Here is a 26428-nt window from a genome sequence, read left to right as displayed (position 1 = left end):
CATGTCTTTTGACAATGCTGATTTTAATGACAGGCTGTAACGCGCCGAATGGAGAGAGCGGGGCGAGTTCTCAAGCCGCTTCCAGCGGAGGGGAGAGCAGCTTAAACATCGGCGGGGAAGAAGATGCGTCTTCCACCTCGCAGACCGGGACCGAAGCTTCGTCCGACCAGAGTGAGTGGACAGCGTATATTGACGATGCGCATCAGCTTTGCGTTCGGAAAAAAGACGGTTCCGAAGCGCAGGTGCTTGTGAAAGACGTGGCAGCGGCGGCCTGCGTGGCGGAGGAGTGGGTATATTATCTTCCCAATCTGGACGAAATTGACAAGGTGAGGCTGGACGGTTCCCAGATAACAAAGGTGTGCAGTACCGACGCGTTTCAGGTGTATAATGCGAATCTGGACATATATCACGAAATTAACGGCAGTACCTCTGTCACCGCGAACTATCAGGACGGTTATATTTTATATACATGCGTTCAGTTGAAGCAGGAGGAGGATGGAAGGTCGAATCCTCCGTCCTATTACAGGCTGGACCTTGATAAAAACACGCTGACACAGCTTGTGGATTAACCGTATTAAATGAACCGCACTGCGACACAGCCGCCCACCGCATTCATCCCGGGGACGGCTGGGGGAAATTTGCGAATTTATCTAACAAATAAGACTAACCCTCCGGTTTGCCTGGCAGACCGGAGGGTTAGCATGTTTTTGTGAATATCTGCGATTGGAGGGAAGTGCTCACAGAAAAGGAGAGAAAGCAGCTTAGACCATTTTCTCGGGGCGCACGGCGTCATCAAATTCCGCCTCACTCAACAGACCCAGAGAAAGGGCGGCCTCTTTCAGCGTCGTCCCGTCCCGAAGGGCCTGCTTGGCGCACTCCGCCGCCTTTTCATAGCCGATTTGCGGCGTAAGACAGGTCACCAGCATCAAGGAGCTGCGGAGATTCTGCTCCATCCGCTCCCGGTCGGCGGTGAGGCCTTCCATACAGTGGACCCGGAAGGAGTCCATTGCGTCCGCCAGCAAGCGGGCGGACTGCAAAAAATTCTGGGCGCACACCGGCAGAAATACGTTTAGCTGGAAATTTCCCTGAGACGCGGCAAAGCCGATTGCCGCGTCGTTCCCCATCACCTGCACGGCCACCATCGTCACTGCCTCGCACTGTGTGGGGTTTACCTTTCCGGGCATGATGGAGCTGCCCGGTTCGTTTTCGGGGATATGAAGCTCCCCCAGTCCGCAGCGGGGGCCGGAGGAATACCACCGCACGTCGTTGGCAATTTTCATGAGATTTGCCGCAAGGGCCTTCAGCGCCCCGTGGGCAAACACCAGCGCGTCTTTAGAGGTCAAGGCGTGGAATTTGTTTTCGTCCGGGACAAATTCCGTGCCGCTCAGCTCTGAGAGACAGGCGCAGACCTTGGTGTCAAACCCTTGGGGCGCGTTCAGCCCCGTGCCCACGGCGGTGCCGCCGATGGCAAGGCGGCGAAGCTCTGAAAGAGCCGTTTTCAGCATCCGGCAGGGCGCGTCCACCAGCTCCCGCCAGCCGGAAATTTCCTGAGAGAACCGCAGGGGGGTTGCGTCCTGCAAATGGGTGCGTCCTATTTTGATAATGTCTTCGTTTTCCCGCTCCAGCCGGGCAAGGGTCCCGCTCAGCCGTTTTGCGGCGGGCAGCACGCCCGCTTCCGCGGCCAGCACCGCCGCGATGTGCAGGGCGGAGGGGAACGTGTCGTTGCTGGACTGGGAGGCGTTCACATGGTCGTTGGGGTGGAGGACCGTTCCCCGCTCCGTCGCTAAATGGGAAATCACCTCGTTGACATTCATATTGGTCTGGGTGCCGGACCCCGTCTGCCATACCGCCAGAGGAAATTCCTCATCCCACCGTCCGGCGCGGATTTCGCCGCACACGGAAGAGATGATTTCTGCCTGCGCAGCCGTCAGCTTGCCGAAGCCCGCGTTGGCCTTGGCGCAGGCTTCCTTTAAATATGCAAAAGCCACAATAATTTCCCGGGGCATTTTTTCCGTGCCGATTTTAAAGTTTTCAAGGCTCCGCTGGGTCTGGGCGCCCCAGCGGCGTTCCGCCGAAACCAAAATTTCCCCCATGGTGTCGCGCTCGCGTCTCGTTTCCATCCTGCGTCCCCCTGTTTTTGATGTTTTTCTCATTATAGCGGCCTGTGGCCTAACCCGCAAGCCCCTGTGAGAAAGGTTTGGCGGAGGAAAGAGGACGGACGGCAGGGGAGAGACTGATGCGCCTCGAAATGCGGTGCCCTGCGGCAAGGCCGTGGAGTTTGCTGATAATTTGTGATACAATAATGCTGGACGATTATTAGGCCGGACTTATATGGCAGATGCCGTTGATGTAATTATGTCGCAGGGTGCGCTGTGCTTGTGGTACAATTGGTAACAAAAGTAATGTGTCAATGCGTTGTGTGACATAAACTATGGAGGGTTTTTCTGGTGAAAAAAATATTTACTGTAACCATGATTGCTTTCGCGCTTTCGGGATGCGGTCAAAGCGGGACGAGCGCTTTCCCGCCCCTAGATTCCGAATCCTTGTCCAGCTCCGCAGGGCAGGAATTGGTCGGGCAGGCTACTTGGGAATCCGCGTATACTGCCTTTTTGACCAATGAGGAAGAGCTTCCCGAGGCGCTGAACATTGCGGTTAATGGTGCAGGGCTTGCGGATTTGGACGTGGACGGTACTCCAGAACTGATTTTGTTTGATCCGGGGTCAGGTGCATCAAACGGTATTAATATCTTTGATATCGATGCAAATGGTCAGGTTGTTTGCGTATCAGCCGCGTCCATGTTTAACGGCGGGTTCACACCTATCAGCATTTTTGGCAGCGATGCAAATATGTTTCATCTGATTAAAACGGAGTCGGGGCAGCTTGCATATTATTGCATTTCTTCAAACAGTACAGAAGGTTATGCCTATGAAGCCTATATCAGCTTTGTTCAAGGAGATCTGCTTTCACTGAAGGAGCTTGTCTTTGTGGAGGAGGAAGCAGACCCTGCGTTTCCTGATGAAAAGAGCTATCGGTACCGCGTTGACGGAAATGAGACAACGGATGACGCTTATGTGCGTAAGGTGGACGCGTTTCTTGGAAACGCAGAGGAACTTTCGGCAAATGTTTCTGCCGTGATGCTTACGGATAAAGGCGATACCTCCGATATGCAGGGGGCGCTTGAGATGTTCAAGGAGGCAGCGGCGAGTTATAAGCCGCTGGAGAATGATAGTACCTCGGAATAAAGAGCAGCTCGTTTCCGTTTGCAATTCAATCGGGGTCTTTCTTGACACGCAGAGACAGTTGTGATACCGTAGAAACTTAGGAATACAACCCAAATTCATTGGGAATACGGAGGAAGAATATGACGACGCAAGAGCTGGAAAAATTCTGCGCCGCGGTCCGGAGGGACATCATCAACATGACCGCCGACGCGGGCAGCGGACATCCCGGTGGCTCGCTCTCCGCGGTGGAGCTGATGAGCGCCGCGTTTTGCACCCAGATGCGGGTGGACCCCAAACATCCCCACAACCCGGACCGGGACCGCTTCGTCCTGAGCAAGGGCCACGCCTCCCCCTGCTACTACGGAGTGCTGGGCGAGCTGGGCTTTTTCCCCAAGGAGGACTTTAAAAGCTTCCGCCAGCTCCATGCCATTCTTCAGGGGCATCCCGACGTGAAAAAGGTTCCCGGAGTGGACGCGTCCACCGGCTCTTTGGGGCAGGGCGTGTCCATCGCGGTGGGTATGGCGCTGGGCGCAAAGCACCTGAAAAAAGACACCAAGGTCTTTGCCATGTGCGGCGACGGAGAGGCGCAGGAGGGCCAGCTATGGGAGGCGTTTATGTCCGCCGCCCACTACAAGCTGGACAATCTCACCATTTTGTTTGACAACAACGGTCTTCAGATTGACGGCTCCAACGAGCAGGTCATGAGCCTTGGTGATTTGCCCGCCAAGCTGCGGGCTTTCGGCTTCGACCTTATCGAGCTGGCAGACGGCAACGATATTGCCGCCGTGGTGGAGGCGCTGGCCCGCCCCACTGTCCCTGGCAAGCCCCGGTGCATTCTTGCACACACCTTGAAGGGCAAGGGCGTGTCCTTCATGGAAAATCAGGTGGGCTGGCACGGCAAGGCCCCCAATGAAGAGCAGCGGGCCGCGGCCCTCGCGGAACTGGAGGGAATGTAAGATGGCAGAGAAAATCGCAACCCGCGCCGCATACGGCGAGGCGCTGATTGAGCTGGGCGCGCAGAACGACAAGGTGGTGGTTCTGGACGCGGATTTGGCCAACGCCACCCAGACCGCAAAGTTTCAAAAGGTTTACCCTGACCGCCACTACAATATGGGTATCGCCGAGAGCAACCTCGTGTCGGTGTCCGCGGGAATGTCCACCATGGGGCTGATTCCCTTTTGCTCCACCTTCGCCATGTTCGGCGCGGGCCGCGCTTATGAGCAGGTGCGCAATTCGGTGGCCTACCCCCATTTCAATGTGAAGCTTTGCATGACCCACGCGGGCGTCTCCGTGGGAGAGGACGGCGGAAGTCATCAAGCCATTGAGGATTTGGCTTTGATGCGGGTGATTCCCGGCATGACGGTGATTGTTCCCGCCGACGCGAAGGAGGCGAAAAAGGCCGTCTTTGCGCTGGCGGAGCAGGAAGGCCCCGCCTATCTCCGGCTGGCGCGGCTGGCTTCTCCGGTGTTCGAGGAAGACTATCCCTTTGAAATCGGCAAGGCAAACGTCATGCGGGAGGGGACTGACGCGGCCATCTTTACCTGCGGGCTGATGGTGTCCGAATGTCTGGAGGCCGCAAAGCTTCTGGAGGCCGACGGCATCCGCGTCAGCGTGGTCAATGTCCACACCATTAAGCCCATCGACGCGGCTTGCGTCACGGAATACGCACAAAAGTGCGGCGCGGTGATCACCGTGGAGGAACACAGCGTCATCGGTGGTCTGGGAGACGCGGTGGCGGATGTGCTGATGGGCAAGGTTGCCTGCAAGTTCAAGAAGCTGGGCGTCAACGACCGCTTCGGCCAGTCCGGCAAGGCGGAGGACGTTTTGCGGGAATACCGGCTTACCGCCGGTCAGATTGCGGAGGACATCAAGGCTGCCCTGTAAAGCCTTTGGGCCATATCAATTGAAAAGCGCGGCGCGCTTTTTACTATCTTGTACAGGCAATCAACGAATCCTTTAAAATTAAATAAAAAATTTTTAAGAGATTATCAGGAGAACGGTTTGATCTCTTTAGCCGTCCGAATCATTTTTGGACTTTGGCACATCATAGGGGCGATAAGCGGAAGTGAGCACCTTTTCAAAAATCGGCGCGTCCGGGTCTTCCACCCGCTTCAAAATCTCCTCCCCGGCGATGTTCCCCAACTCGTCCACAGGCTGGACAATGGAGTCAATCTGGTTGGCGTAAAGCTCGTAAAAGTCCGATTCATAATCCACGAAGCTCACAAGGTCAATGTCCCTGGCAAGCTGCACGCCCTTGCGGTGCAAGTGGATGATAGACTCCGAAGCCATCAGGCCGTTGGTGACGATCACCGCGTCGCAATGCTGCTCCAAAAGCTCGTCAAGGCAGCCGTGGGCGCTGTTTTCCATGGAGTCTCCGTAGCGGATCAGCGACGCTTCCGCCTCCAGACCGCAGTCTGAAATGGCCTGTTGATAGGCAGAGACGCGCTCCTGCGTGGAGGACAGGCGGGGCAGGCCGCCGATGATGCCGATGCGCCGGTCGCCTTTGCCCACCAGACGGCATACGCTGCGGTAGATGGGCTGGAAATTAGACACGCAGACGGAGGTGAATTTCTTCTCGCCAAATACCCGGTCCACCAGCACCACGGGGAAGCCCGCGGGAATCAGGCTGTCCAGCCGAGAAAAGCTGTCCATGGTGCTGGCAATGAGCAACCCGTCCACAAGACCGGCGGACAGCAAGCGAATGTTCCGTTCCTCGCGGTCCATGTCCTCCTTGGTGTTGGCAATAATCAGGTGATACCCGGCGGCGGCCAGATAATTTTCCACCGATTCGATCATGGTGGCGAAAAATTTGTTGGAGATGTCCGGCACAATAAAGCCGATGGTTTTCCGCTTTCCGGTGCGGAAGCTCCGGGCGGAGGCATCCGGTGTATAGCCCAGACGGGAGATGGCTGCGTAAACCTTTTCCCTCGTCTCCTCCGAGACGTAACGCGTGTTGTTGATGGTGTGGGAGACGGTGGCCGTGGATACGCCGGCAAGCTTTGCCACATCGCTGATGGTCACTTTCATCGTGGAGAACCGCTCCTTTCTCACGTAGTTTCGCTTGTCCCAATACCCGGAGACGGGAACGGTTAAGCGCTGGCACGTCGCGCCGCCACAGCTCAAACGCCACGTTTCACGGACTGTGGGGGTTGCGCAAGCTGTGTCGGCATTACGTAATCCTTTAATTAGTGTTTAGTATATGCTCCTTCTGTTGCAACGTCAAGGCCCTGGGGCGATTTTAAACGCAAAATTGTGCAAATTTTTTAAAAATTATTGGATTTATACAAGTAACTATAAAAAATCTTATGGTTTTGACAGTTGCAAAGGCAAGCGAGTTGTGATACTATTCAAATGTAAACGATTAACAAAAACGGTTGCGCAATCGGTTTTCAGCAGCCGAATTTGAAAGGAGACGTTTCCTTATGAAGGTTCAAATTGGAATTAATGGCTTTGGTCGTATCGGCCGTCTGGTTTTCCGCGTTGCTCAGGCCCGGGACGATGTGGAGGTTGTGGCGGTGAATGATCCGTTCATGACCCCTGACTATATGGCCTATATGCTGCGCTATGACACGGTCCATGGCCGGTTTCAGGGCGAGGTGTCCCATGAGGACGGCGCACTGATTGTCAATGGGCGGCGCATTGCCGTGTACGCGGAGAAGGAAGTGGGCAGCATTCCCTGGGGTGACGCGGGGGCGGAGTATGTCTGCGAGTGCACCGGGCAGCACCTGACAAAGGAGAAGTGCCAGGGCCACATCGACGCTGGCGCAAAGCACGTGATTATGGGCGCTCCCTCTAAGGATGACACCCCCATGTTTGTCATGGGCGTGAACAACAAAAAGTACACCTCCGATATGCAGTTTGTGTCCAACGCCTCCTGCACCACCAACTGCCTTGCCCCCATTGCCAAGGTGCTCCACGAGAGCTTTGGCATCAAGGACGGACTGATGACCACCGTTCACTCCGTCACCCCCACCCAGAAGATTCTGGACGGCGCTTCCATGAAGGATTGGCGCGGTGGCCGGGCGGGCTGCGGAAACATCATTCCCTCCACCACCGGCGCGGCAAAGGCCGTGGGTAAGGTGATTCCCGACCTGAACGGCAAGCTTACCGGTATGTCCATGCGTGTTCCCACGCTGGACGTGTCCGTGGTGGATCTGACTGTGAATCTGGAAAAGCCCGCCACCTATGAAGAGGTCTGCAAGGCCATGAAGACAGCCTCCGAGGGGGAGCTGAAGGGCGTTTTGGGCTATACCGAGGACGAGGTCGTTTCTTCGGACTTCCTGGGGGATTCCCGCACCTCTATTTTCGACGCCAAGGCGGGCATTGCCCTGACGGACACTTTTGTCAAGGTTGTCTCCTGGTATGACAACGAGTTCGGCTATTCCACCAAGATGGTGGAGCTGGCCAGCTATATGGCCTCGGTGGACCACAAGTAAGAATTTTAAAAGAATGAAACCCGGGAGCGCTCTTATGAGCGCTCCCGGGTTTTTGTGATGCTTTATTCGATGGCGGGAATCTCTGGCAGCACCACCTCCGGCATCAGCTCGCCGCTGATGATGCGTAACATCTCCTCCAGCTTTGCGCAGTCGTGAGGGGGAAAGCGCCGCTGCATCCGCTCTGTCACCTCCCGCACATAGGAGGAGCTGATGTTGTAGTAATCAATATACTTCTGCGTCACCCGCAGGTGAAACTCCCGTCGGTCCTCCGGAGACTGCACCCGGTCCACATACCCCTTTTTCACCAAACTGTTGACCTTGTAGGCGGCATTGGAGGGGGAGATATGCAGAAACGATGCAAACTCGTTGATGGTGGGACTTTTCAGCGCCTGAATGGATTCCATACAAAAGGTTTCTATGGTGGACAGGCTGGCCTCACGGGACTGAAACCCGGTCAAAATCTCCTGATAAAAATGCAGCTTAAATTTGCTATACACCTCAAAAAAAAGCTGATCCAGCACGGCAAAAACCACCCTTTTTAGAATTTATGCCCTTTAGGGCGTTACGACTGGGATTCAAACGCGGTTTTCACTGCCCGATGGCAAAGGTCAGCTCCGCTGTGGCGGCCAACACGCCGTCCACCCGAACCTCCGCCTCGCCGATTCCAACCGGGCCGCGCTGCTTTGTCAGGGTGCAGGTGATCTCCAACACGTCGCCGGGGGTTATCTGCCGCTTGAAGCGGGCGTTTTTCACAGCCCCCATCAGGGCAATTTTCCCCCGGTTTTCCGGCAGAGCCAGCACGGCAACGCCCCCTACCTGCGCCATGGCCTCGATCATCAAAACGCCGGGCATCACGTGCTTTTGAGGAAAGTGCCCCTGAAAAAACGGCTCGTTCACCGTGACGCACTTAATCCCCTTGGCCCACTTTCCCGCCTCGCCATCCACAATGCGGTCCACAAGGGCAAAGGGATAACGGTGGGGGAGAATCTGGGCGATTTGGTCGGAGTTATACTGCAAGCCCATGGATCAGTCCTCCCATTTCTTCAAAAGAATGCTGCCGTTGTGCCCGCCAAAACCCAGAGAGTTAGACAGGGCGTACCGCAATTCGGCGTTCCGGCCCACATTCGGAACCACGTCCAGATCGCAGGCGGGATCGCTTACCTGATAATTGATGGTGGCGGGGAGATACCCTTCCTTCAGCGCCAGCGCGGAGAACAGGGCCTCTGCCGCCCCGGCCGCGCCCAGCATGTGGCCGGTCATGGACTTTGTGGAGCTGATGGCAAGCTTTTTTGCGTGCTCGCCGAACACGGTTTTGATAGCGGCGGTTTCCCCCGCATCGTTTAAGGGCGTGGAGGTGCCGTGGGCATTGATATAGTCCACGTCCTCGGGCCGCGCCCCTGCGTCGGAAAGGGCCAGCGCCATGGCTTTTGCGCCGCCTTCGCCGCCCGGCAGGGGAGCGGTCATGTGATACGCGTCGCAGGTGGAGCCATAGCCCACAAACTCCGCGTAAATCTTCGCGCCCCGGGCCAGTGCGTGGTCCAGCTCCTCCAGCAGCAGAATGGCCGCTCCCTCGCCCAAGACAAAGCCGCTGCGCTCTGCGTCAAAGGGAATGGAGGCGCGGTTGGGGTCGGCGCTCTGGGTCAGGGCCTTCATGGTGGTGAACCCGCCGATGGCCAGCGGCGTGACGGCGGACTCGCTGCCGCCGCAGAGCATTGCGTCGGCGTACCCGTCCCGGATGTAGTGGAATGCGTCGCCCACAGCGTTGGTGCCGCCCGCGCAGGCCGTCACGGGGCAGGAGCACATGCCCCGAAAGCCCGCGTCGATGGCGACTTGCCCCGCCGCCATGTTGCAGATGGTCATGGGGATATAGAAGGGGGACACCCTGTCAATGCCTTTTTCCAGATACCGGCTGTGCTCGTCCTCGGTGTTTTGCAGCGCGCCGATGCCGCTGGACACGATCACGCCGCAGCGGTCCATGTCTGCTTTTTCGGGGTCAAAGCCGGCGTCTTTCAGCGCTTCCCGCGCGGAAATAACCGCAAACTGGGTGAAGCGGGCCATGTGCTTCGCTTCTTTTTTATCCAGAAAATCATCCGACTGATAGTTCTTGACCTCCGCCGCCAGAGTGACCTTTTGTCCGGATGCGTCATAGGCGGTGATAGGGGCCACGCCGCACACTCCATTTCGCACTGCTTGCCACGTTTCGGGGGCGGAGTGTCCGATGGGCGTGACGGCGCCAAGGCCGGTAATCACAACTCGTCTTTTATCCATACCTGTCTCCTTATTGCTTTATGCGGATGGGAGCCTTGGCCCCCGCCGCTTTACATGCCCATGCCGCCGTCCACGCCCAAAACCTGCCCGGTGATATACCCGGCTCCGTCCCCGGCGAGGAAGGCCACGGCTTCAGCCACGTCCTCCGGCGCACCTAAGCGCGCCATGGGGATGGAGGCCAACAGGGCGGACTTTGCCGCCTCAGGCAGGCCGTCGGTCATGTCGGTGGTGATAAAGCCCGGGGCGACGGCGTTCACCGTGACGCCCTTGGCGGCCAGCTCCTTGGCAAGGGACTTGGTCATGCCGATCACGCCCGCCTTACTGGCGGCGTAATTCACCTGTCCGGCGTTGCCATGAAGACCCACCACGGAGCTTAAGTTTACAATGCGGCCGTATTTCTGCCGGAGCATAATGCGGCTGGCGGCCTTCATGCAAAGAAACGTCCCTTTCAGGTTCGTGTCAATGACTGCGTCGAAGTCCTCTTCCTTCATCAGCATCACCAGTCCGTCTCGGGTAATACCGGCGTTGTTTATAAGGATGTGGATGCCGCCGAACTCCTTGACAGCCGTATCCATTAGGGCTTTTACCGCCTCGCTGTCCGCCACGCTGCCTTGCACGGCACGGACATTTGCGCCCATGCTCTCAAGCTCTGCAAGCGTCTCCTGTGCGGCGGCGGTGTTTCCCGCGTAGGAAAAGATCACGTTGGCTCCGCCCTGAGCAAGCTTTCGGCACACGGCCCGGCCCAGCCCCCGGCTTCCGCCGGTGACCACAGCTGTTTTACCTGCAAAATTCATCCGCGCTCCACCTCTTTCAAAAGCTCCGGCAGCTTCTCAACATCCTCCGCTGTTTCCACGCTGAACACGGGGAAGCCGGGAAGTGTTTTCTTTACAAACCCGGTCAGGGCCTTGCCGGGGCCGATTTCCACCACGGCATCCACCCCCAGCGCCGCCATGGCGCGGATGCAGTCCTCCATGTACACGGCGGACTGAACCTGCCGTTCCAGCAGAGCGGGAATGGAATCTCCACCCTGACGCTCACCGCCCAGACAGTTGTGCAGGACGGGGATCTTCGGCTCCTGAAAGTCCACGGTTTTGAAATATTCCCGCAGCGCGTCCCCGGCGGGCTTTAAGAGGGATGTGTGAAACGGGCCGCTGACGTTCAGGGGCATGCAGCGCTTCGCACCCAGCTCCTTGGCGGCAGATGCCGCCTTTTCAACCGCCGCCCGCTCACCGCCGATGACGATTTGCCCGGGGCAGTTAAAGTTGCAGGGTTCCACAACTCCAAGGCTTGACGCGGCCTTGCAGGCGGCGGCCACCGTTTCTCGGTCCGCCCCCAACACGGCCATCATGGCGGAGTCTACGCCCTTTGCCGCGTCGGTCATGGCTTTGCCGCGAAAGGCAACCATGTCCACGGCTGTTTTTCCGTCCAGCACGCCTGCGGCGTACAGCGCGGAATATTCGCCGAGGGACAGGCCCGCGGCGGCGGCGGGAACAATGCCCTTTTCCGCCAAAACGTCCGTCAGTCCCACCGCGAAGGCCACCATGCAGGGCTGGGTGTATTGCGTCTCGTTCAAAAGTCCGTTCGGGTCCGCAAAGGACACAGCCTTTAAGTCAAAGCCCGTGTCCGCCCCGTCCAAAGCGGAACGAAAGGCCGGATACTTTTCGTATAGGTCCGCGCCCATGCCGGGGTGCTGGGCGCCCTGCCCGGCGTATAAAAATCCCAGCTTCATAGGCTTGCCGCCAATTCCCGGATGCGGGCGTCGCCAGCCGTCGCAAGCTCCTCAAAAATTTCCCGCAGGGGGCGGATTTCGTGGAGCATTCCGGCCACTTGACCGGTCATGACGCTGCCGTTTTCTACGTCACCTTCCAGCACTGCCCGACGCAGGCCGCCCAGCGTCACGGTTTCCAGCTCTTCAAGTGTGGCGTTGCGCTTTTCAAGCTCCAGATAGGTCCGGGCCATCTTGTTTTTCAAAACCCGTACCGGCCCGCCGATGCTGCGGCCCGTCACCACGGTGTCGGAGTCCTTCGCCTTGAGAATTGCCTGCTTATATCCGTCGTGAATGGGGCATTCCTCACTTGCAAGCAGGCAGGTGCCCACCTGAACGCCAATCGCGCCCAGCGCGTAGGCCGCCGCAAGCTGCCGTCCGTCGGCAATGCCGCCTGCGGCGATGACGGGGACGTTTACCGCGTCGATGACCTGCGGAACCAGCGCCATGGTGGTCATCTCGCCTACATGCCCGCCGGACTCGGTGCCCTCGGCAATGAACGCGTCCACGCCGTAGCGCTCCAGCCGCTTTGCCAGCACTGCCGCCGCCACTACGGGCATCACCTTGATGCCCGCTTCCTTCCATGCGGGAATATACTTACCGGGGTTGCCCGCCCCGGTGGTCACCACCCGGACGTTTTCTTCCAGAATCACTCTTGCAATGTCGTCGGCATGGGGGCTCATCAGCATCAGGTTCACGCCGAAGGGCTTGTCTGTCAGCTCTCTTGCCCGGCGAATCTCCTGCCGGAGACGCTCGCCGTCCCAGCCGCCGGTGGCAATCATGCCAAGGGCGCCCGCATTGGCACAGGCGGCGGCAAATTCGCCGGTGGCGATATTGGCCATGCCGCCCTGAATAATGGGGAACTCTGTTCCCAGAAACTCGTTTAATCTCATATCACGTCGCTTCCCCGCAGGCGCGGGTCCGTCCTCTCATTTAAATTCCGCCAGCGCCGCGCCCCACGCGCGTCCGCCGCCAAAGCCCACCAGCATCACCCGGCTTCCGGGGCCAACCTTGCCAAGCTCCGTCAGCTCGCTGAGCACCATCGGAATGCTGGCGGCGGAAGTGTTGCCGTACTTCTCAATGTTTTTGTAGTACTTCTCCTCCGGAATGTGATACTTCCTCACAGCCAGATCAATGATGCGGGTGTTGGCCTGATGGAACACGAAAAAGTCCACATCGTCAATTGTTTTTCCGCTGCGCTTCAGCACCTGATCCATGCAGGAGGGCACGGCGTTCACCGCGAATTTGAACACCTGCTGGCCCTGCATGAAAATCTGCGGCGGGGCCTTGTGGCCCGAGCCGGTGACGCCCAGCATTTCGCTGTCGCCCTCGCAGTGGAGCACCGCGCCGAGGGATTCGTATTCCTCATTCCATTCCACCACGGCGGCGGCCGCTGCATCGCCAAAGAGGACGCAGGTGCCCCGGTCCTCCCAGTTGATAAAGCGGCTGAGCATCTCCGCCCCCAGCACCAGCCCATATTTCCGGGGCGATGCCGCCAGCAGGCACTCCGCCGTGTGGATGGCGAAGAGGAAACCGCTGCACGCGGCGTTGATGTCAAAGCAGACCGTGTCGTTTAAAAGACCCAAATCCCGCTGCAAAAGGCTTGCGGCGTTGGGGGAGAGGAAGTCCGAGGAAAACGTGGCCACGATGCACACGCCGATTTCCTCCGGCTTGATTCCCGCCCGCTCCAGCGCCGTCTGCGCTGCGTGGCGGCACATGTCGGAATGGGTTTCCTCAACGCAGTGGTGGCGGGTCTTGATGCCAGTGCGGGACGTAATCCATTCGTCGTTGGTGTCTACAATTTTCTCAAGGTCGGCATTGCTGACCAGCTTCGGCGGGGTGTAGTGTCCCGCGCCGCAAATTTTAATTCCGCTCATTGATCCTCCTTCGGGGGTGTCCCCATCTGTCTAAATTTCCGATACCGTCCCGCAGCCAGCGCCTCCCCGCTCTGGCGGGAAAAGGACTTTAAGTTCCGGGCAAGCGCTTCGTCCAGTTCGCGCAGGGCGATGTCCGGGGCGAGATGTGCGCCCCCCGTCGGTTCGGGAACGATCTCGTCGATGATTCCCAGCCGCTTCAGGTCCGGGGCGGTGAGCCGCATCAGCTCGCAGGCCTGCCCATGGCGGGAGGCATCCTTCCACAGGATGGTTGCAAATCCCTCAGGAGAGAGAATGGAGTACACTGCGTTTTCCAGCATCAGTACTCGGTCCCCAACGCCCAAGGCCAGCGCGCCGCCGCTGTTGCCCTCGCCGGTGATGGTGGCAATGATGGGCACGGTAAGACGGCTCATCTCCATCAGGTTCCGGGCGATGGCCTCGCCCTGCCCCCGTTCTTCCGCTTCCATACCGGGGTAAGCCCCCGGTGTGTCGATAAACGTGAAAATCGGGCGGCGGAACTTTTGGGCCTGGCGCATCAGGCGCAGTGCCTTGCGATAGCCCTCCGGGGAGGGCATCCCGAAATTATATTTGATGTTTTCATCCAGCGTGCGGCCCTTGCGGGTGGCAATCACCGTGACGGGTCGCCCGTGGAATCGGGCGATTCCGCCCAAAATGCTTTCGTCCTCGCCCGCCAGACGGTCACCCTGCTGGATAAACAGGTCCGTAAACAAAAAGTCAAAAATCTCAGGTGCATTGGGCCGCTGATGATGGCGGGCAATCGCCACCCGCTCGGCGGCGGTCATAGGCTCACTCATTGCGGCCTCCTTTCCCATGGAGCGCCAGCAGGCGGGAAATCGTGCTCCGCAGCTCGCTGCGGGGGACCACCGCGTCCACAAAGCCGTGCTTCAGTTGGAACTCCGCCCGCTGGAAGCCCACCGGCAGCGTTTGTCCGATGGTCTGCTCAATGACCCGGGGACCGGCAAAGCCGATCAAGGCGCCCGGCTCCGCCAGAATCACGTCGCCAAGGCTTGCGAAGCTGGCGGTGACGCCGCCGGTGGTGGGATTTGTGAGAACCGAGAGGAAAAAGCCCCCCTTTTCATCAAACCGGGCCAGCGCGGCGCTGGTTTTCGCCATCTGCATCAAGGAGAGAATCCCTTCCTGCATTCTTGCCCCACCACTGGCGGAGAAGAGAATCAGGGGAAGCCTGCTCTTTGCGGCAAACTCGATGGCGCGGGTGATTTTCTCTCCTACGGCGGCGCTCATGCTGCCAAGGAAAAACCGTGCGTCCAAAACCCCGATGACGCATTTTTGTCCGTCCACGGCTCCCAAGGCAGTGACCACGGCTTCGTTTAGTCCGGTCTTCTTCCGGGTGGCCTCCAGCTTTGCGGCATAGTCGGGAAAACGTAGGGGGTCCGTGGAGGTCAGGCGGGGGTTCAGCTCTCGGAAGGAGCCGGCGTCCAGAATCGTGCTGAGCCGGTAGTAGCTCCCCAGCGGCATATGATAGCCGCAATGGGGGCAGACGTATTGGGTTTGGGACAGCGCCCCCGCGCCCATGGTCTGGCCGCAGCCGGGGCAGGCCGTGTCGGCGGTTGGCGCGTGGGTTTGCCCGTCCCGAAAGGCCTTCATCGCCAGCAGCTTTTGCCGCCGCTGGGCAAAAATCGAAGTCATTTGCCTGCCTCACTTTCCACCGCCCTGCGGTCCCAATCCACCAACTCCTGTAAATGAGCTTCCAAAAATGCGGTGGTGCAGGTTCCCCGGACAAAATCAGGATGGTACAAAATCAGATGGCTCAACCCCGCATTGGTGGCAAAGCCCTCCACGGTCAGTTCCTCCAGCGCGCGGCGCATCCGGCGGATGGCCTCCAGCCGGGTGGGGGCGTGGACCAGAACCTTTGCCGCCAGAGAATCGTAATAGGGCGGCAGGGCATAGCCGCTGTAAAGCCCCGAGTCAATCCGCACGCCCATTCCCCCGGGGAAGTGGACAAAAGACGCTGTGCCGGGGCAGGGGCGGAAATCGGCGGCGGGGTCCTCCGCGTTTACGCGGCATTCGATGGCGTGGCCGGTCAGATGGATGTCTTCCTGTGTAAAGCCCAGAGAAAGCCCTGCCGCGATGCGGATTTGCTGGCGCACAAGGTCCACCCCGGTGACAAGCTCCGTAATGCCATGCTCCACCTGAATGCGGGTGTTCATCTCACAGAAGTAAAACCGCCCGTCCTCCGCCAGAAGGAACTCCACCGTCCCGGCGTTTTCATAGCCCACGGCACGGGCGGCGCGGACCGCCGCCGCGCCCATCTCCCGGCGCAGCTCCGGCGTGAGGCACCGGGCAGGGGCCTCTTCAATCAGCTTTTGGTTCCGGCGCTGAATGGAGCAGTCCCGGTCAAAAAGGTGGATGGTGTTTCCCTGACTGTCTGCCAAAATCTGAAACTCGATGTGCCGGGGATTCACCACAAATTTTTCAAGATACATGGTTCCGTCGCCAAAGCAGGCCACAGCCTCCGCCACGGCCTCGTGAAACGCGGCGGGCAGCTCTTCGGGGGCTTCCACCTTGCGGATGCCCCGCCCGCCGCCGCCGGCGCTGGCCTTCAGCAGCACGGGATAGCCCACCTGTCCGGCGACTTTCAGAGCAGCGTCCACATCAGCCAACGGGCCGCCGGAGCCGGGAACCGTGGGAACGCCTGCCGTCTTCATCAGCGCGCAGGCTGCGGCCTTGCTTCCCGCTTTGCGGATGGAATCGCCGGAGGGGCCGATAAATTTCAGCCCGGCAGTGGCACAGGCGTCAGCAAAGTCGGCGTTTTCCGATAAAAAGCCGTAGCCCGGATGTACCGCGTCGCAGCCCGTGGCCTTGGCGGCGGTCAAAAGCGCCGCCTGATTGAGATAGCTGTCGGCGGCCTTGGGAGGGCCGATGCAAACGCTCCGAGTGGCAAGCTGGACATGAAGTGCGTCCGCGTCGGCGGTGGAATACACCGCCACCGTTTCAATTTCCATCTCCCGGCAGGCCCGCAGCACCCGCAGTGCAATTTCGCCCCGGTTGGCAATTAAAATGCGCCTGAACATGGTTACGCCTCCCGATAGCGGAAGATGGGCGCGTCAAAGCCCAGCAGGTCGCCGTTTTGCACCAGCACCTCTTCAATCACGCAGTCGCAGGGGGCAGTCACCTCGCTCATCATTTTCATGGCCTCAATGAGACACACGGTCTGTCCCTTGCTCACGCGGTCGCCCTGCTTCACAAGAGGAGGATGGTCCGGGGCGGAGGCGGCGTAAAACGTTCCCACCAGCGGGGCGCGGATCACCGGCTCCTCCTGCGCTTTGGGAGCGGATGCGGCGGAGGGCACGGAAACGGATACGGCGGCCGTCGCCGGTGCAGAGCCTGCCCGGCTCAGTTCCAGCTCATCGCCGCCAACGCAGACACGCATGGTCAAAATGCCGCTTTTTTCGAAGCGGTCCATCAATTCAAAAATCTCGGAGTTGGTCATGATTCTCCTTCCTTTATTCGCGCCCCGGGCATTCACCAATGGCGCGCGCCTTTTGACGGCCCGCAGGGGGCGCGCAAAAAACCTTTATAGCGCGAAAGGGAACCGCAGCGGTTCCCTTTCGGTCGATGTGCGGCAATCAGGCCTTGTGAGCTTCCAGATACTTCACGATATCGCCCACAGTTTTCAGGTTGGGAAGCTCCGCGTCGTCGATGGCCACGCCTGTGGCCTCCTCCAGCGCCATCACCAGCTCCACGGAGGCCAGGGAATCTGCGCCCAAGTCCTCCGCCAGAGTGGCCTCCATCGTCACCTGATCGGCCTCGCAGGCCAGTGTTTCCACGATTACGTCCCGTACCTTTTCAAAATCCATTGTCAATATCTCCTTAAATTCTTATAGTTAAGTTTATTTAGTCAAAAAAATTGAACTAATTCGAGGTAATTCTAAACGCAGGAGCCGGGTTTGTCAATAGGAAAAAATGCGGAATTTTGCCGCTTGCACCATAAAAAGGATTAGCAAAAGCTCCCAGCGAGGGGAGAACAGCCGGGATTGCGCGGGGGACGGAAGCGTGGTAAAATAACCGCAAGGCGGCTGCTTTGCTTTGCATTTGGCATTGCTTTTTAAGCCGCGCAAAGCCGCAGAATGTGTCCGATGCGTCATTTACGCTGTGGAGGACCCACGGCACGGCTCTGGGGCGGATGGTTTCCTTTATGTGGACGGCTCACGCCCTGCGCGAATAAATTCATTGGTGATTCTGGAAAGTGAGGCTATTTATGAACTATGATTTCGACACGATCATCGACCGCTCCGGCAACCGCTCCGCCAAATACGACGAGCGGCTGAAAAAGTTCGGCACAGAGGACGTGATTCCCCTGTGGATCGCGGACATGGACTTTCGCACCGCCCAGCCCATTATCGATGCGCTGAAGGCCCGGGCGGAGGAGGGTATCTGGGGCTATACCGCCCGACCGGACAGCTATTTTGCCGCCATCCGCGGCTGGCAGAAGCGGCGCAACGGCTGGGACATCGACCAGAGCCTGATGAGCTTCAGTCTCGGCGTGGTGCAAACGCTTTCCGCCTGCATACAGCTATTCACCCCGGCGGGGGGCAGCGTGTTGATTCAAACGCCGGTGTATTCCGAGTTTTATGATATGACGGAGGCGTGGGAGCGCACCGTGGTGGAAAGCCCCCTTGTGGAGAAGGACGGAAAATGGACCGTTGACTGGGCGGACTTTGAGGAAAAACTGGGCCGGTGCGACCTCTTTATCCTGTGCAACCCCCATAATCCCTTGGGAATCGTCTGGACGGCGGAGGAGCTGCGGCGGATGGGAGAGCTGTGCGAAAAATACCGTGTGCCCATGGTGTCCGACGAGATTCACTCCGATTTAATTTTCCACGGGAAGAAGCACATCGTCACCGCCAGCGTCGCGGAAAACGTCATCACCTGCATTTCCGGCACCAAGACCTTTAATCTGGCGGGCTTGCAGGCCAGCACCGTGGTGTTTCCCAACCGGCACAAGAAGCAGGTCTTCGACCGCTTCTGGCACCGCTTGGACATTCACCGCAACAACGCCTTTTCCCTCTCGGCCATGGAAGCCGCATTCACCCATGGCGACGAGTGGCTGGACCAGCTTCTTCCGTATCTCAGCGCCAACTTTGACTACATTCATGACTATTGCGCCGCACATATTCCGCAGATTCGGCCCACCGTGCCGGACGCCACCTATCTCGTGTGGCTGGACTGCCGCGCACTGGGACTTACAAATCAGGAACTGCACGACTTTATGATTCACAAGGCGCGGCTGGGCCTGAACGACGGGGATTCCTTCGGACGGAACCTCAGCGGTTTCATGCGCCTGAATGCTGCCTGCCCCCGCTCCGTGCTGGAGCAGGCCATGGAGCGGCTGAAGGCCGCCGTGGATGGGTTAAATCTTTAATCAAAGGGAGCGGGCGGCATGCAACTGCGGGCGCCAGATTATTTAAAACAATTTCAGTGCCTTGCGGGCGCGTGCCCCCACTCCTGCTGTCAGGGCTGGGAGGTGGTGGTGGACGAAGCTTCCGCCGCCTTTTACCGCACCCTTCCGGGGCCGCTGGGTGAGCGGCTCCGGGCGGCCCTGCAAACCGAGGATGGAGAGGACTTTTTTACCCTGACGGACACGGGCCGCTGCCCCTTCTGGGATATGGACGGTCTTTGCGCCATCCACCGGGCCCTTGGGCCGGAGCGCACCGGCGAGGTTTGCCGCAGCCATCCTCGGTTTATCGAGGACTACGGCCCGCTGCGGGAGACAAGCCTTGTGGCTTCCTGCCCGGAGGCCTGCCGCCTGCTACTCTCCTCCCACGCCCCGCTGACGTTTCCGGAGACGGAAACGGACGAGGAGGGGGAGGACCCCGACCCCTGGCTGAACCCTCTTCTGGCCGTCCGGAAAAAGCTTTTCGAGATTTTACAGGACCCCTCCCGCAAGATTGATTTTCGCCTTGCGGAACTGCTGTCCTTGGCGGCGGAAGCACAGATTTTCCTGGACGAGGACAACGCCCCGTTACTCCCGGAGCTTTGTCAGGCGTGGACGGTCCCGGCTCCCGGCTGTCAGATGGCCGGGGAGGGGATTTTTCCCCGGGTATGGGACGCACTGTCCGGGCTGGAAATTCTGGGAGATGATTGGCGGGCGTTGCTGCGCCGGGGCAGGGAGGCTGTGCCCGGAGCGGTCCCGGAAGCTTTGCTGGAACGAATTGTGGCCTACTTTCTATTTCGCTATACCCTCAAGGCCGTCAACGACGGGGACTTGCTGGGACGGGTGCAGCTTGCTCTGCTGAGCGTTTTGGTAGTGGAGCGGGCGGCAAGCCTTCTGCCCCTTGGCGAGGCCCTGCGGATTTACTGCCGGGAGATTGAGCACAACGAAGACAACATAGATGCGCTGCTGTTGACGTTTCGCGCCGAGCCTGCCCTGTCGCCCTCCGCGTTTTTCAAAACATTGGAGGGATAATCAAAGATAGGGTCTAAATTCCACACAGATATATGTTGAAATTCAATAAAAAAGGATGATTAAATAATAGCAAAATGTATAAAGTCACAAAAACTGCTTGACTTTTACGTGCTAATGTGGTATTTAATAGTTACCGGGAGGGAATGAGTCCAATAGGCTAGCTGGCTCAGCGAAATTCAGTCTCATTTCTTACCGTCGCGTTTGGAAGTATCCCGCAATGTCACCGCAAGCGCATACCCGTTTTGACAAGCAACTCTTTCCCTGCAAAGGCAAGCGTTTTCTCAGCATCCCGGCAAAACCTTGGCGAATTTCCGGCAGACTCCAGTGAACCCCCGGAGGGAACCAAAGACGAGACACGGCTCATTTCAATGAGACTCACGAGATCCGGTTTTGGCAATGTCCAAGGCAACTATCTGCGTGCACCTGATGTTTTATGGATTGGCTGCCACCGGGAGTTTTTCCTGTTTCCCGGTCATCCCAAAGCTTTTTCCGGTATCCCACAGCGCAAGCCTCAGTATCCCAGCCTTCCAAACGTGAATCTACGAAAGTAAGAGGTAGCAACATGGCAGAGAACCCCAGTCAGAAGTAACCCCCCATCTGCATTGGACAGATGGGGGGTTGAGTTTTTTAATAATGATTTACCGTCCCGGAAGGGGCGTGTTTTTTTGTCCATAAGCATTCGCGGTCGTTTTTAGCAGGGCAGGGGGAGAGGGCACAGAGCGGGAGAGGGACACGCTAGGAGAATTCGGGGGAGCAAGCGCGCCGGAAGGATCTAGGAAAAAACGCGGATAAGTAAAAATATAAAAAAGTGCGCCCGGAAAACGGAAGAAGGTCGCAGGAAGAAAAGTCCCGGCGGAAATTCTCGCATCCGGAGTAAACCCCTGCCCCGGCGAACGCTTGTCCGCCGGGGCAGGGGTTTTTCAGTCGGTGTTCTTTTTGTGGAAAAACGCGATGCCCAGCGTGTTTGGTCCGCAGTGGGAAAAAATCGTGCAGCCCGCCTTGCCTTCTAAAATGGTGCCAAAGCGTCCGTCCGCGAGGAGCACCTCTCTCGCCGTGTCCGCCAGAGCGGGGGAGAAGGCGGTGTCCACCAGCCAGACGCGCTCCGTGTCAATGTCTGTCCGCCCGTCCAGCCGGTCGTGGAGGTATTCCGTTACCACCCGCTCGATGGAGCCGCGGTACTTTTTCGTCACGGACATTTTCCCGTCGATGACTTCCACACAGGGGTGCAGCTTCAAAAGATTTGCCCCGATGGCGGTGACGGAATTGCACCGCCCGCCTTTTTTCATATAGTCCAGCCGGTCCAGCACAAAGCTGACCTCCAGCCGGTCGCGCAGACTTTCCAGCTCTGCAACGATTTCCTCCGGAGCGCGGCCCTCCCGCGCCATCCGCGCCGCCCGCAGGGCAAGCTCGCCGATGCCTACCGTCAGGTTTGCGGAATCCACCACATAGACGCCGGGCAGCTCCTCCGCCACAATTCTGGCGTTTTGGTGGCAGCTGGAAAAACCGGCGCCCAGATTGATGTGGATGACCGCGTCGTATTCTTTCAGCAGATTGCTGAACAGCTCGTGGTAATCCGCCGTGTTTACCGCGCTGGTGGTGGTGATGTCGCCGCCGGCGTCCACATGGGCGGCAATGTCCGCCGGATGGATGTCCACGCCGTCCCGGTAGACACGCTCGCCTTTTACAATGCCCAGCGGCACCACCGTGATATTGTTTTCCCCCAGCAGGGCGACCGGCAGGTCGCAGGTGCTGTCCGTGGTAATTTTAATCATGGGCGGGCTTGCTCCTTTTCGTGATGTCTGATTTCCTGAAAAACTGTCAAGTTATTTTCGGCCTGTCTGCCGTAAATGATTTATCAATATTATCACAGCCGCCCCGGAATTTCAAGAGCGCGGCACAGCCGCAGAATATCCCCCGCTGCGGCGCGCAGGTCCCGGCGGCTCCGCAGTCGCGCCTGCTCATAGGGAACCGCCACGCGGTTGATGGAAAAAACCGCCGTAACGCCCAGCGCGTAGATTTCTTCCGCGCCCTCGCCCACGTCTCCAACCAGAGCAACCACCGGTACGCCGCGAAGAGCGGCCCTCCGGGCCACGCCCGCCGCAACCTTTCCGCAGAGACTTTGACGGTCCATGCAGCCCTCGCCGGTCATTACCAGGTCGGCTCCGGCAAGTGCGGCTTCAAAGCCCACCGTGTCCAGCACGGTTTCGATGCCCATTTGCAGGCGGCTTTTAAAAAATGCGGTCATTCCTGCGCCCATTCCGCCCGCCGCCCCTGCGCCGGGGAGACTGCGCACTTCCACGCCGCAGTCCCGATGCAACAGATCGGCAAGGTGGGCAAGCCCCTCGTCCAGCTGCAGGACCATGGACTCATCCGCCCCCTTCTGGGGGCCAAACACCGCCGCCGCCCCCGTCGGGCCGCAGAGGGGATTGTCAATGTCGCACATGGTTACGATGGGAATGGCAGCAAGGGTCTGGTCCAACCCGGACAGGTCGATCCGGGCAATGTCCCGCAGCGTTCCTCCCACGGGTGTAAAGGAAGATCCCCCTTCGTCAAAAAATCGAACGCCGCAGGCCGCTGCGGCTCCGCAGCCGCCGTCGTTGGTGGCGCTGCCGCCAAGGCACATGATGATTTTCCTTGCGCTCCGGATTGCCGCGTGGCGCAGCAGCTCTCCCACGCCAAAGGTGGTGGTGCGCTCCGGGTTTTTCGGGTTCGCCATAGGAAGGCCCGCGGCTGCGGACATCTCCACTACCGCCGTCCCGTCCGGTAAAAGCCCGTACTCCGCCTCAATGCGCTGCCCGTTGGGGCCTGTACACGTTACGGAAACCCGCTCGCCGCCGCAGGCGGTGAGAAATGCGTCCACGCTGCCCTCACCCCCGTCCGCCACGGGAAGGGAGACAATTTCTGTCTCCGGAAAGATTTCGCGAATCGCGGCGGTCAGCTCGCCGCAGACCTCCCGGGAAGTCATGGTCCCTTTAAAGGAATCGGGGGCCAGAATGATTTTTTTCATGGCGCGTCCTCCCAAAACCGGCTTAAAAGTGGATGATTTATGTTTCACATTGTACCATAGGCCTGCCGTGCTGTCTAAGAAAATTTGCTGGGTGACGGCGCGTCGCATTCGCGCGGCCCGGCAATGAACAGCGACCCCGCACCGAGGGGAGGAGAGCGTTGACTTTGAACTTTAGGCGGCGTATACTTTATAAAAATATTGTTTGCCGGAAAAATGCAGCGATCCGGGCTGCAAAATTTTGCGGACGGGGTGTGCACCCTTTTCGGCAGTTTTCAGGAGGAGCGAAGCTATGTTTCGTGAAATGCGCAGAAAGAAGCAGCTTTTGTCTGAGGAGGACGCGGCTGCGGTCCTGAATAGAGGAACGGCAGGCGTTCTCGCCCTGTCCGGGGACGACGGCTACCCTTACGCTGTTCCCCTGAGCTATGTGTATGATGGCTCTAAAATTTACTTTCATGGAGCCAAGGCGGGACATAAGGTCGACGCGATCCGCCGCTGTGAAAAGGCATCCTTTTGCGTGGTGGACCAGGATCAGGTAGTGCCGGAGGAATACACTTCCTATTTTAGAAGTGTAATTGTCTTTGGTGCGCTCCGAATTGTGGAGGACGACGCCGAAAAGCTGGAGGCGATCAAAAAACTGGCCGTCAAATACGCTCCGGAAAACAGCGCCCAGAGACTTAAGTCCGCCATTGACCGGGAGTGGAAGCCCCTTTGTGTGATGGAGATGACTGTGCATCATATGACAGGGAAAGAAGCAGTCGAGCTGATGAGGAAGCGACCGGGACAGGACGTATGACGGTGACGGTAACAGCATCGCGGGGGCGGAGCTGCAAATTGAAAAAAGGCACGGACCGATTTGACGGTCCGTGCCTTTTTCATACGGACTCAACGAACACAGAAGCGGATTTTCCGACAGGCTGACAACTAAGTACCTGCCATTTTATTTTCCGAATCCTCATACGCCTTGGCAGGGAGGTACAAACGGCTTGCTCGGAGACTACCTGCCCAAATCCCTTGATATTGCATTATCCCCGGAAGATGATATTGCAGACTCTATTTAAACACTGAATAACAGACTTCGCAAATGCTTGGCTTAGAAAGTACCCTTTGAAGCCTTTTCAATCAAGCGTTGCACTTGACTTGACAATTCAAGGCTTAGAGAAAAACCATCAACTCTGGCGGTATTCATTATAGTTGCTGCAAACAAAATCAATAAACTCCATTAAGTGCTGGTTCAATTTTTTCCCCTTTTTAAAGGCTATGATTAAAGGAAAGCCAAATTCGGGTTCCCCAATGGAAAAATAGAGCGGTGATTTACAGCCATCAAATGGACGTTCAATTCCGGATTCGGGCATAAAGGTTAATCCAAGGCCAACCGCCGACATGCTTAGCGCCGTGTTTATATTAGAAACATAGGTGATATGAGAAGGCATAATACCCCGCGATTTAAAGATTTTCCGAGAGAGAAGACCCAGACGATACTTTTCCACTAAAAGAATAAATGCTTCGTTTTTTAGGGACCGAAGATCAACAGGGCGGTATATGTCGTTCACAAAATCATAATTATTTTTGGCAACTTCTGAATTACGTGGAACTACCAACACAATTTTTTCATAGTTGAGAACTCGATATTCCAGCAACTGGTTATTCTGCGGGCCGTTGACAACACAGGCATCGATTTGATCTTCAATTACCAATGCTTCAAGGTCCTGCGAAACGCCCTCTTTAATTATAACGGTGACGTTGTTGTGCTTGCCCATAAATTCCGGAACAATTTTCGGTAGAAACACTGGAATACGCCATGGAACTACACCAATTTTGATTTCGGTGCATGCGGATTCCTTGTGTTCTTCCAGTTCGTGAAAGAAGTTTTCCTTCAGTGCTTCTGATTGCTGAATATATTGAACCATCAGATGGCCGGCTTCGGTCAACTCCAACGGCGCGTGCGAACGATCGAAAAGCTTAACGCCTAACCGCTTTTCAAGATTGATAACATAGCGACTAAGCGACGGTTGCGCAATAAAGAGGTTCTTCGCGGCTTTAGAAATGCTTTTTTGCCGAGCAATTTCCATTATATAATCCAACTTCATTTCGTCCATGCGATCACCCCTGCACATTATAACATTAAATGTTATAATGTGCATTACTTTTTCGGTCTTTGACTAAGAAAAAGTGGTATGTTAGCATCAATTTGTAAACAATCACATGGAAAGGTGGGGAAATAAATGCAAAATATTGAGCACTTTGTTCAGGATATCCTGCCTGAATTGATTTCAATCAGAAGGCGGATTCATCAGAATCCCGAATTAAGCAACCACGAGGTTATAACATCCAAGTTGATTTTTCAGTATCTCGAAAAATGTGGGTTGTCTCCGGAATATATTCTTGAAAACGTTGGAGTCACTGCGTTGATCAAAGGAGGCCAGCCCGGCAAAACCATTGCTTATCGAGCTGACATAGACGCATTGCCGCTTGATGAAAAAACCGGGCTCGATTTTGCATCCAATCACCCTGGCTGTATGCACGCTTGCGGCCACGATATCCATACAACGGTTTTGCTGGGCACGGCAAAAATGCTTTGCCAATACAAGGACCAGTTGAAAGGCAATGTTCGTTTGATTTTTCAAAGCGGAGAGGAAAACTTCACTGGTGCAAAGCAGGCTATTACAAAAGGAGTGCTTTTAGATCCGCCAGTTGATTTTATCCTTGCCATGCATACCTGGCCCGATCTTCCTGCCGGTACCATTGGCCTAAAAAAAGGCGCGATGATGGCGTCCAGCTCTAATGTATCCTTTGAAATCACCGGCAATGGAGGCCACGCCGCCCACCCACACCGGAGCATTGATCCAGTTCTGATTTCGGCCTATGTTATGACGGCTATTCAGTCGATTATTTCAAGAAATATTTCACCGGTCGACTCCGCCGTGATTACATTTGGAAAGCTAATTGCTGGAACTGCGCCTAACATCATTCCCAGCACTGCCCGGGTTGAGGGCACGGTCAGAACACTCAGCGTAGAAACCGACCACCGAATTGAAGAAAAGCTCAAGCTGATTGTTGAGAATCAGGCAGCAAGCTTTGGCGCCACAGGAAAGTTGACTTTTGGAAAGGTGTGCGGCCCAGTTGTCAACCACTCCCGAGTGATCGAGGTGCTTGAACAATCAGGAAAGCGGTCAATAGGAGGTGAAAAACTGAAATGGCTTGAAACTCCGTCTATGGGCAGTGAAGACTTTTCGTTTTATCTTGAAAAGATCCCGGGGGCGCTGATTCGGCTTGGCACAGCCAACGAAGACAGCCGGTCCAAGCTGCCGCTGCACAATTCCAGCATTTTATTTGACGAAAAAAGCATTAAAACCGGTATTCTGTTTATGACACAAGGTATCGCGGATCTACTGTTGCAACTTTGATAAAG

26 protein-coding genes are annotated in these 26428 nt (G+C 57.2%); 9 read left to right on the top strand and 17 right to left on the bottom strand.

Features of this window, described 5'->3' with window-relative positions:
• Positions 1 to 14 precede the first annotated feature (14 nt).
• Complete coding sequence (locus RTU96_RS02645; RefSeq protein ID WP_312634789.1) at positions 15 to 569, top strand: DUF5050 domain-containing protein; 555 nt, start codon at positions 15 to 17, stop codon at positions 567 to 569.
• A gap of 192 nt (positions 570 to 761) precedes the next feature.
• Here RTU96_RS02645 and fumC read toward each other — a convergent pair whose 3' ends face one another.
• On the bottom strand, positions 762 to 2120 hold the full coding sequence (fumC, locus tag RTU96_RS02640; RefSeq protein ID WP_312634788.1) for a class II fumarate hydratase: 1359 nt from the start codon (positions 2118 to 2120) through the stop codon (positions 762 to 764).
• A gap of 327 nt (positions 2121 to 2447) precedes the next feature.
• Between fumC and RTU96_RS02635 the strand changes: the two genes are divergently transcribed.
• The 3 genes from RTU96_RS02635 to RTU96_RS02625 all read left to right on the top strand — a co-directional run bounded on the left by RTU96_RS02635 (position 2448) and on the right by RTU96_RS02625 (position 5105).
• Complete coding sequence (locus RTU96_RS02635) at positions 2448 to 3242, top strand: hypothetical protein (RefSeq protein WP_312634787.1); 795 nt, start codon at positions 2448 to 2450, stop codon at positions 3240 to 3242.
• 119 nt (positions 3243 to 3361) lie between these two features.
• Positions 3362 to 4177 (top strand): transketolase, encoded by an 816-nt coding sequence (locus RTU96_RS02630; RefSeq protein ID WP_312634786.1) that lies wholly within the window; start codon positions 3362 to 3364, stop codon positions 4175 to 4177.
• Between the two features lies 1 nt (position 4178).
• On the top strand, positions 4179 to 5105 hold the full coding sequence (locus RTU96_RS02625; protein WP_312634785.1) for a transketolase family protein: 927 nt from the start codon (positions 4179 to 4181) through the stop codon (positions 5103 to 5105).
• A 126-nt stretch (positions 5106 to 5231) separates the two neighbouring features.
• Here RTU96_RS02625 and RTU96_RS02620 read toward each other — a convergent pair whose 3' ends face one another.
• Positions 5232 to 6248 (bottom strand): LacI family DNA-binding transcriptional regulator, encoded by a 1017-nt coding sequence (locus RTU96_RS02620; RefSeq protein WP_312634784.1) that lies wholly within the window; start codon positions 6246 to 6248, stop codon positions 5232 to 5234.
• Between the two features lie 395 nt (positions 6249 to 6643).
• Here RTU96_RS02620 and gap point away from each other — a divergent pair, with 395 nt between their 5' ends.
• On the top strand, positions 6644 to 7657 hold the full coding sequence (gap, locus tag RTU96_RS02615; protein ID WP_293009436.1) for a type I glyceraldehyde-3-phosphate dehydrogenase: 1014 nt from the start codon (positions 6644 to 6646) through the stop codon (positions 7655 to 7657).
• Positions 7658 to 7719: 62 nt separating this feature from the next.
• On the opposite strand, the gene RTU96_RS02610 is transcribed toward gap, so the two are convergent.
• The 12 genes from RTU96_RS02610 to acpP form a co-directional block, all read right to left on the bottom strand.
• Positions 7720 to 8178: a MarR family winged helix-turn-helix transcriptional regulator gene (locus RTU96_RS02610; protein ID WP_293009437.1), complete on the bottom strand. Its 459-nt coding sequence runs from the start codon at positions 8176 to 8178 to the stop codon at positions 7720 to 7722.
• A 67-nt stretch (positions 8179 to 8245) separates the two neighbouring features.
• Positions 8246 to 8680, bottom strand: coding sequence for a 3-hydroxyacyl-ACP dehydratase FabZ (gene fabZ / locus RTU96_RS02605; RefSeq protein WP_312634783.1), 435 nt, complete (start codon positions 8678 to 8680; stop codon positions 8246 to 8248).
• 3 nt (positions 8681 to 8683) lie between these two features.
• On the bottom strand, positions 8684 to 9925 hold the full coding sequence (gene fabF, locus RTU96_RS02600) for a beta-ketoacyl-ACP synthase II (protein ID WP_312634781.1): 1242 nt from the start codon (positions 9923 to 9925) through the stop codon (positions 8684 to 8686).
• 50 nt (positions 9926 to 9975) lie between these two features.
• Positions 9976 to 10719: a 3-oxoacyl-[acyl-carrier-protein] reductase gene (fabG, locus tag RTU96_RS02595; protein WP_312634780.1), complete on the bottom strand. Its 744-nt coding sequence runs from the start codon at positions 10717 to 10719 to the stop codon at positions 9976 to 9978.
• The gene (fabD, locus tag RTU96_RS02590) at positions 10716 to 11654 is read right to left on the bottom strand and encodes an ACP S-malonyltransferase (RefSeq protein ID WP_312634779.1); all 939 of its coding nucleotides are present in this window, start codon (positions 11652 to 11654) and stop codon (positions 10716 to 10718) included. Before fabD ends, fabG begins: the two co-directional genes overlap by 4 nt.
• Positions 11651 to 12583 carry a nitronate monooxygenase gene (locus tag RTU96_RS02585; RefSeq protein WP_312281473.1) on the bottom strand — a complete coding sequence of 311 codons (933 nt, stop codon included), beginning with the start codon at positions 12581 to 12583 and terminating at the stop codon, positions 11651 to 11653. Before RTU96_RS02585 ends, fabD begins: the two co-directional genes overlap by 4 nt.
• 36 nt (positions 12584 to 12619) lie before the next feature.
• Positions 12620 to 13567, bottom strand: coding sequence for a beta-ketoacyl-ACP synthase III (locus RTU96_RS02580; RefSeq protein ID WP_312634777.1), 948 nt, complete (start codon positions 13565 to 13567; stop codon positions 12620 to 12622).
• Positions 13564 to 14379 (bottom strand): acetyl-CoA carboxylase carboxyltransferase subunit alpha, encoded by an 816-nt coding sequence (locus RTU96_RS02575; protein ID WP_312634775.1) that lies wholly within the window; start codon positions 14377 to 14379, stop codon positions 13564 to 13566. Before RTU96_RS02575 ends, RTU96_RS02580 begins: the two co-directional genes overlap by 4 nt.
• Positions 14372 to 15232 carry an acetyl-CoA carboxylase, carboxyltransferase subunit beta gene (accD, locus tag RTU96_RS02570; protein WP_312634774.1) on the bottom strand — a complete coding sequence of 287 codons (861 nt, stop codon included), beginning with the start codon at positions 15230 to 15232 and terminating at the stop codon, positions 14372 to 14374. Before accD ends, RTU96_RS02575 begins: the two co-directional genes overlap by 8 nt.
• Positions 15229 to 16617 carry an acetyl-CoA carboxylase biotin carboxylase subunit gene (accC, locus tag RTU96_RS02565; protein ID WP_312634773.1) on the bottom strand — a complete coding sequence of 463 codons (1389 nt, stop codon included), beginning with the start codon at positions 16615 to 16617 and terminating at the stop codon, positions 15229 to 15231. The genes accD and accC overlap by 4 nt, the downstream gene beginning before the upstream one ends.
• Positions 16618 to 16619: 2 nt before the next feature.
• Positions 16620 to 17036 carry a biotin/lipoyl-containing protein gene (locus tag RTU96_RS02560; protein WP_312634772.1) on the bottom strand — a complete coding sequence of 139 codons (417 nt, stop codon included), beginning with the start codon at positions 17034 to 17036 and terminating at the stop codon, positions 16620 to 16622.
• A 136-nt stretch (positions 17037 to 17172) separates the two neighbouring features.
• On the bottom strand, positions 17173 to 17403 hold the full coding sequence (acpP, locus tag RTU96_RS02555) for an acyl carrier protein (RefSeq protein WP_293008302.1): 231 nt from the start codon (positions 17401 to 17403) through the stop codon (positions 17173 to 17175).
• 401 nt (positions 17404 to 17804) lie between these two features.
• Here acpP and RTU96_RS02550 point away from each other — a divergent pair, with 401 nt between their 5' ends.
• Both RTU96_RS02550 and fliB read left to right on the top strand, forming a co-directional pair.
• A complete protein-coding gene (locus tag RTU96_RS02550) occupies positions 17805 to 18968 on the top strand; it encodes a MalY/PatB family protein (protein ID WP_312634771.1) in 1164 nt (387 codons plus the stop codon).
• Between the two features lie 18 nt (positions 18969 to 18986).
• Positions 18987 to 20012, top strand: coding sequence for a flagellin lysine-N-methylase (gene fliB, locus RTU96_RS02545; protein WP_312634769.1), 1026 nt, complete (start codon positions 18987 to 18989; stop codon positions 20010 to 20012).
• Positions 20013 to 20932: 920 nt separating this feature from the next.
• Here fliB and RTU96_RS02540 read toward each other — a convergent pair.
• Positions 20933 to 21784, bottom strand: coding sequence for a DegV family protein (locus tag RTU96_RS02540; protein WP_312634768.1), 852 nt, complete (start codon positions 21782 to 21784; stop codon positions 20933 to 20935).
• A gap of 92 nt (positions 21785 to 21876) precedes the next feature.
• Positions 21877 to 23019 carry a glycerate kinase gene (locus tag RTU96_RS02535; RefSeq protein ID WP_312634766.1) on the bottom strand — a complete coding sequence of 381 codons (1143 nt, stop codon included), beginning with the start codon at positions 23017 to 23019 and terminating at the stop codon, positions 21877 to 21879.
• A gap of 289 nt (positions 23020 to 23308) precedes the next feature.
• Here RTU96_RS02535 and RTU96_RS02530 point away from each other — a divergent pair, with 289 nt between their 5' ends.
• Complete coding sequence (locus RTU96_RS02530) at positions 23309 to 23812, top strand: pyridoxamine 5'-phosphate oxidase family protein (protein ID WP_312634765.1); 504 nt, start codon at positions 23309 to 23311, stop codon at positions 23810 to 23812.
• Positions 23813 to 24185: 373 nt separating this feature from the next.
• Here the strand turns inward: RTU96_RS02530 and RTU96_RS02520 are convergent, their stop codons facing one another.
• Positions 24186 to 25115 (bottom strand): LysR family transcriptional regulator, encoded by a 930-nt coding sequence (locus RTU96_RS02520; protein WP_312634764.1) that lies wholly within the window; start codon positions 25113 to 25115, stop codon positions 24186 to 24188.
• A 126-nt stretch (positions 25116 to 25241) separates the two neighbouring features.
• Between RTU96_RS02520 and RTU96_RS02515 the strand changes: the two genes are divergently transcribed.
• Positions 25242 to 26423: a M20 family metallopeptidase gene (locus tag RTU96_RS02515; RefSeq protein WP_312634763.1), complete on the top strand. Its 1182-nt coding sequence runs from the start codon at positions 25242 to 25244 to the stop codon at positions 26421 to 26423.
• Positions 26424 to 26428 lie beyond the last annotated feature (5 nt).

It is taken from the genome of Oscillibacter sp. (assembly GCF_032018205.1).
In the GTDB taxonomy this organism is placed as follows: domain Bacteria; phylum Bacillota; class Clostridia; order Oscillospirales; family Oscillospiraceae; genus Oscillibacter.
The sequence above is the reverse complement of the archived record's forward strand: the minus strand, read 5'-3'. Positions and strand labels throughout refer to the sequence as shown.

What these genes read in the sequence shown, in the direction of transcription:
- RTU96_RS02550 (WP_312634771.1), top strand. Translation starts at nt 17,805, where the DNA reads ATGAACTATGATTTCGACACGATCATCGACCGCTCCGGCAACCGCTCC.
- RTU96_RS02620 (WP_312634784.1), bottom strand. Translation starts at nt 6,248, where the DNA reads ATGAAAGTGACCATCAGCGATGTGGCAAAGCTTGCCGGCGTATCCACG.
- fliB (WP_312634769.1), top strand. Translation starts at nt 18,987, where the DNA reads ATGCAACTGCGGGCGCCAGATTATTTAAAACAATTTCAGTGCCTTGCG.
- RTU96_RS02520 (WP_312634764.1), bottom strand. Translation starts at nt 25,115, where the DNA reads ATGGACGAAATGAAGTTGGATTATATAATGGAAATTGCTCGGCAAAAA.
- fabZ (WP_312634783.1), bottom strand. Translation starts at nt 8,680, where the DNA reads ATGGGCTTGCAGTATAACTCCGACCAAATCGCCCAGATTCTCCCCCAC.
- RTU96_RS02645 (WP_312634789.1), top strand. Translation starts at nt 15, where the DNA reads ATGCTGATTTTAATGACAGGCTGTAACGCGCCGAATGGAGAGAGCGGG.
- RTU96_RS02575 (WP_312634775.1), bottom strand. Translation starts at nt 14,379, where the DNA reads ATGAGTGAGCCTATGACCGCCGCCGAGCGGGTGGCGATTGCCCGCCAT.
- fumC (WP_312634788.1), bottom strand. Translation starts at nt 2,120, where the DNA reads ATGGAAACGAGACGCGAGCGCGACACCATGGGGGAAATTTTGGTTTCG.
- RTU96_RS02630 (WP_312634786.1), top strand. Translation starts at nt 3,362, where the DNA reads ATGACGACGCAAGAGCTGGAAAAATTCTGCGCCGCGGTCCGGAGGGAC.
- accD (WP_312634774.1), bottom strand. Translation starts at nt 15,232, where the DNA reads ATGACTTCGATTTTTGCCCAGCGGCGGCAAAAGCTGCTGGCGATGAAG.
- RTU96_RS02585 (WP_312281473.1), bottom strand. Translation starts at nt 12,583, where the DNA reads ATGAGATTAAACGAGTTTCTGGGAACAGAGTTCCCCATTATTCAGGGC.
- fabF (WP_312634781.1), bottom strand. Translation starts at nt 9,925, where the DNA reads ATGGATAAAAGACGAGTTGTGATTACCGGCCTTGGCGCCGTCACGCCC.
- RTU96_RS02530 (WP_312634765.1), top strand. Translation starts at nt 23,309, where the DNA reads ATGTTTCGTGAAATGCGCAGAAAGAAGCAGCTTTTGTCTGAGGAGGAC.
- accC (WP_312634773.1), bottom strand. Translation starts at nt 16,617, where the DNA reads ATGTTCAGGCGCATTTTAATTGCCAACCGGGGCGAAATTGCACTGCGG.
- gap (WP_293009436.1), top strand. Translation starts at nt 6,644, where the DNA reads ATGAAGGTTCAAATTGGAATTAATGGCTTTGGTCGTATCGGCCGTCTG.
- RTU96_RS02580 (WP_312634777.1), bottom strand. Translation starts at nt 13,567, where the DNA reads ATGAGCGGAATTAAAATTTGCGGCGCGGGACACTACACCCCGCCGAAG.
- RTU96_RS02560 (WP_312634772.1), bottom strand. Translation starts at nt 17,036, where the DNA reads ATGACCAACTCCGAGATTTTTGAATTGATGGACCGCTTCGAAAAAAGC.
- RTU96_RS02625 (WP_312634785.1), top strand. Translation starts at nt 4,179, where the DNA reads ATGGCAGAGAAAATCGCAACCCGCGCCGCATACGGCGAGGCGCTGATT.
- acpP (WP_293008302.1), bottom strand. Translation starts at nt 17,403, where the DNA reads ATGGATTTTGAAAAGGTACGGGACGTAATCGTGGAAACACTGGCCTGC.
- fabD (WP_312634779.1), bottom strand. Translation starts at nt 11,654, where the DNA reads ATGAAGCTGGGATTTTTATACGCCGGGCAGGGCGCCCAGCACCCCGGC.
- RTU96_RS02535 (WP_312634766.1), bottom strand. Translation starts at nt 23,019, where the DNA reads ATGAAAAAAATCATTCTGGCCCCCGATTCCTTTAAAGGGACCATGACT.
- fabG (WP_312634780.1), bottom strand. Translation starts at nt 10,719, where the DNA reads ATGAATTTTGCAGGTAAAACAGCTGTGGTCACCGGCGGAAGCCGGGGG.
- RTU96_RS02515 (WP_312634763.1), top strand. Translation starts at nt 25,242, where the DNA reads ATGCAAAATATTGAGCACTTTGTTCAGGATATCCTGCCTGAATTGATT.
- RTU96_RS02540 (WP_312634768.1), bottom strand. Translation starts at nt 21,784, where the DNA reads ATGATTAAAATTACCACGGACAGCACCTGCGACCTGCCGGTCGCCCTG.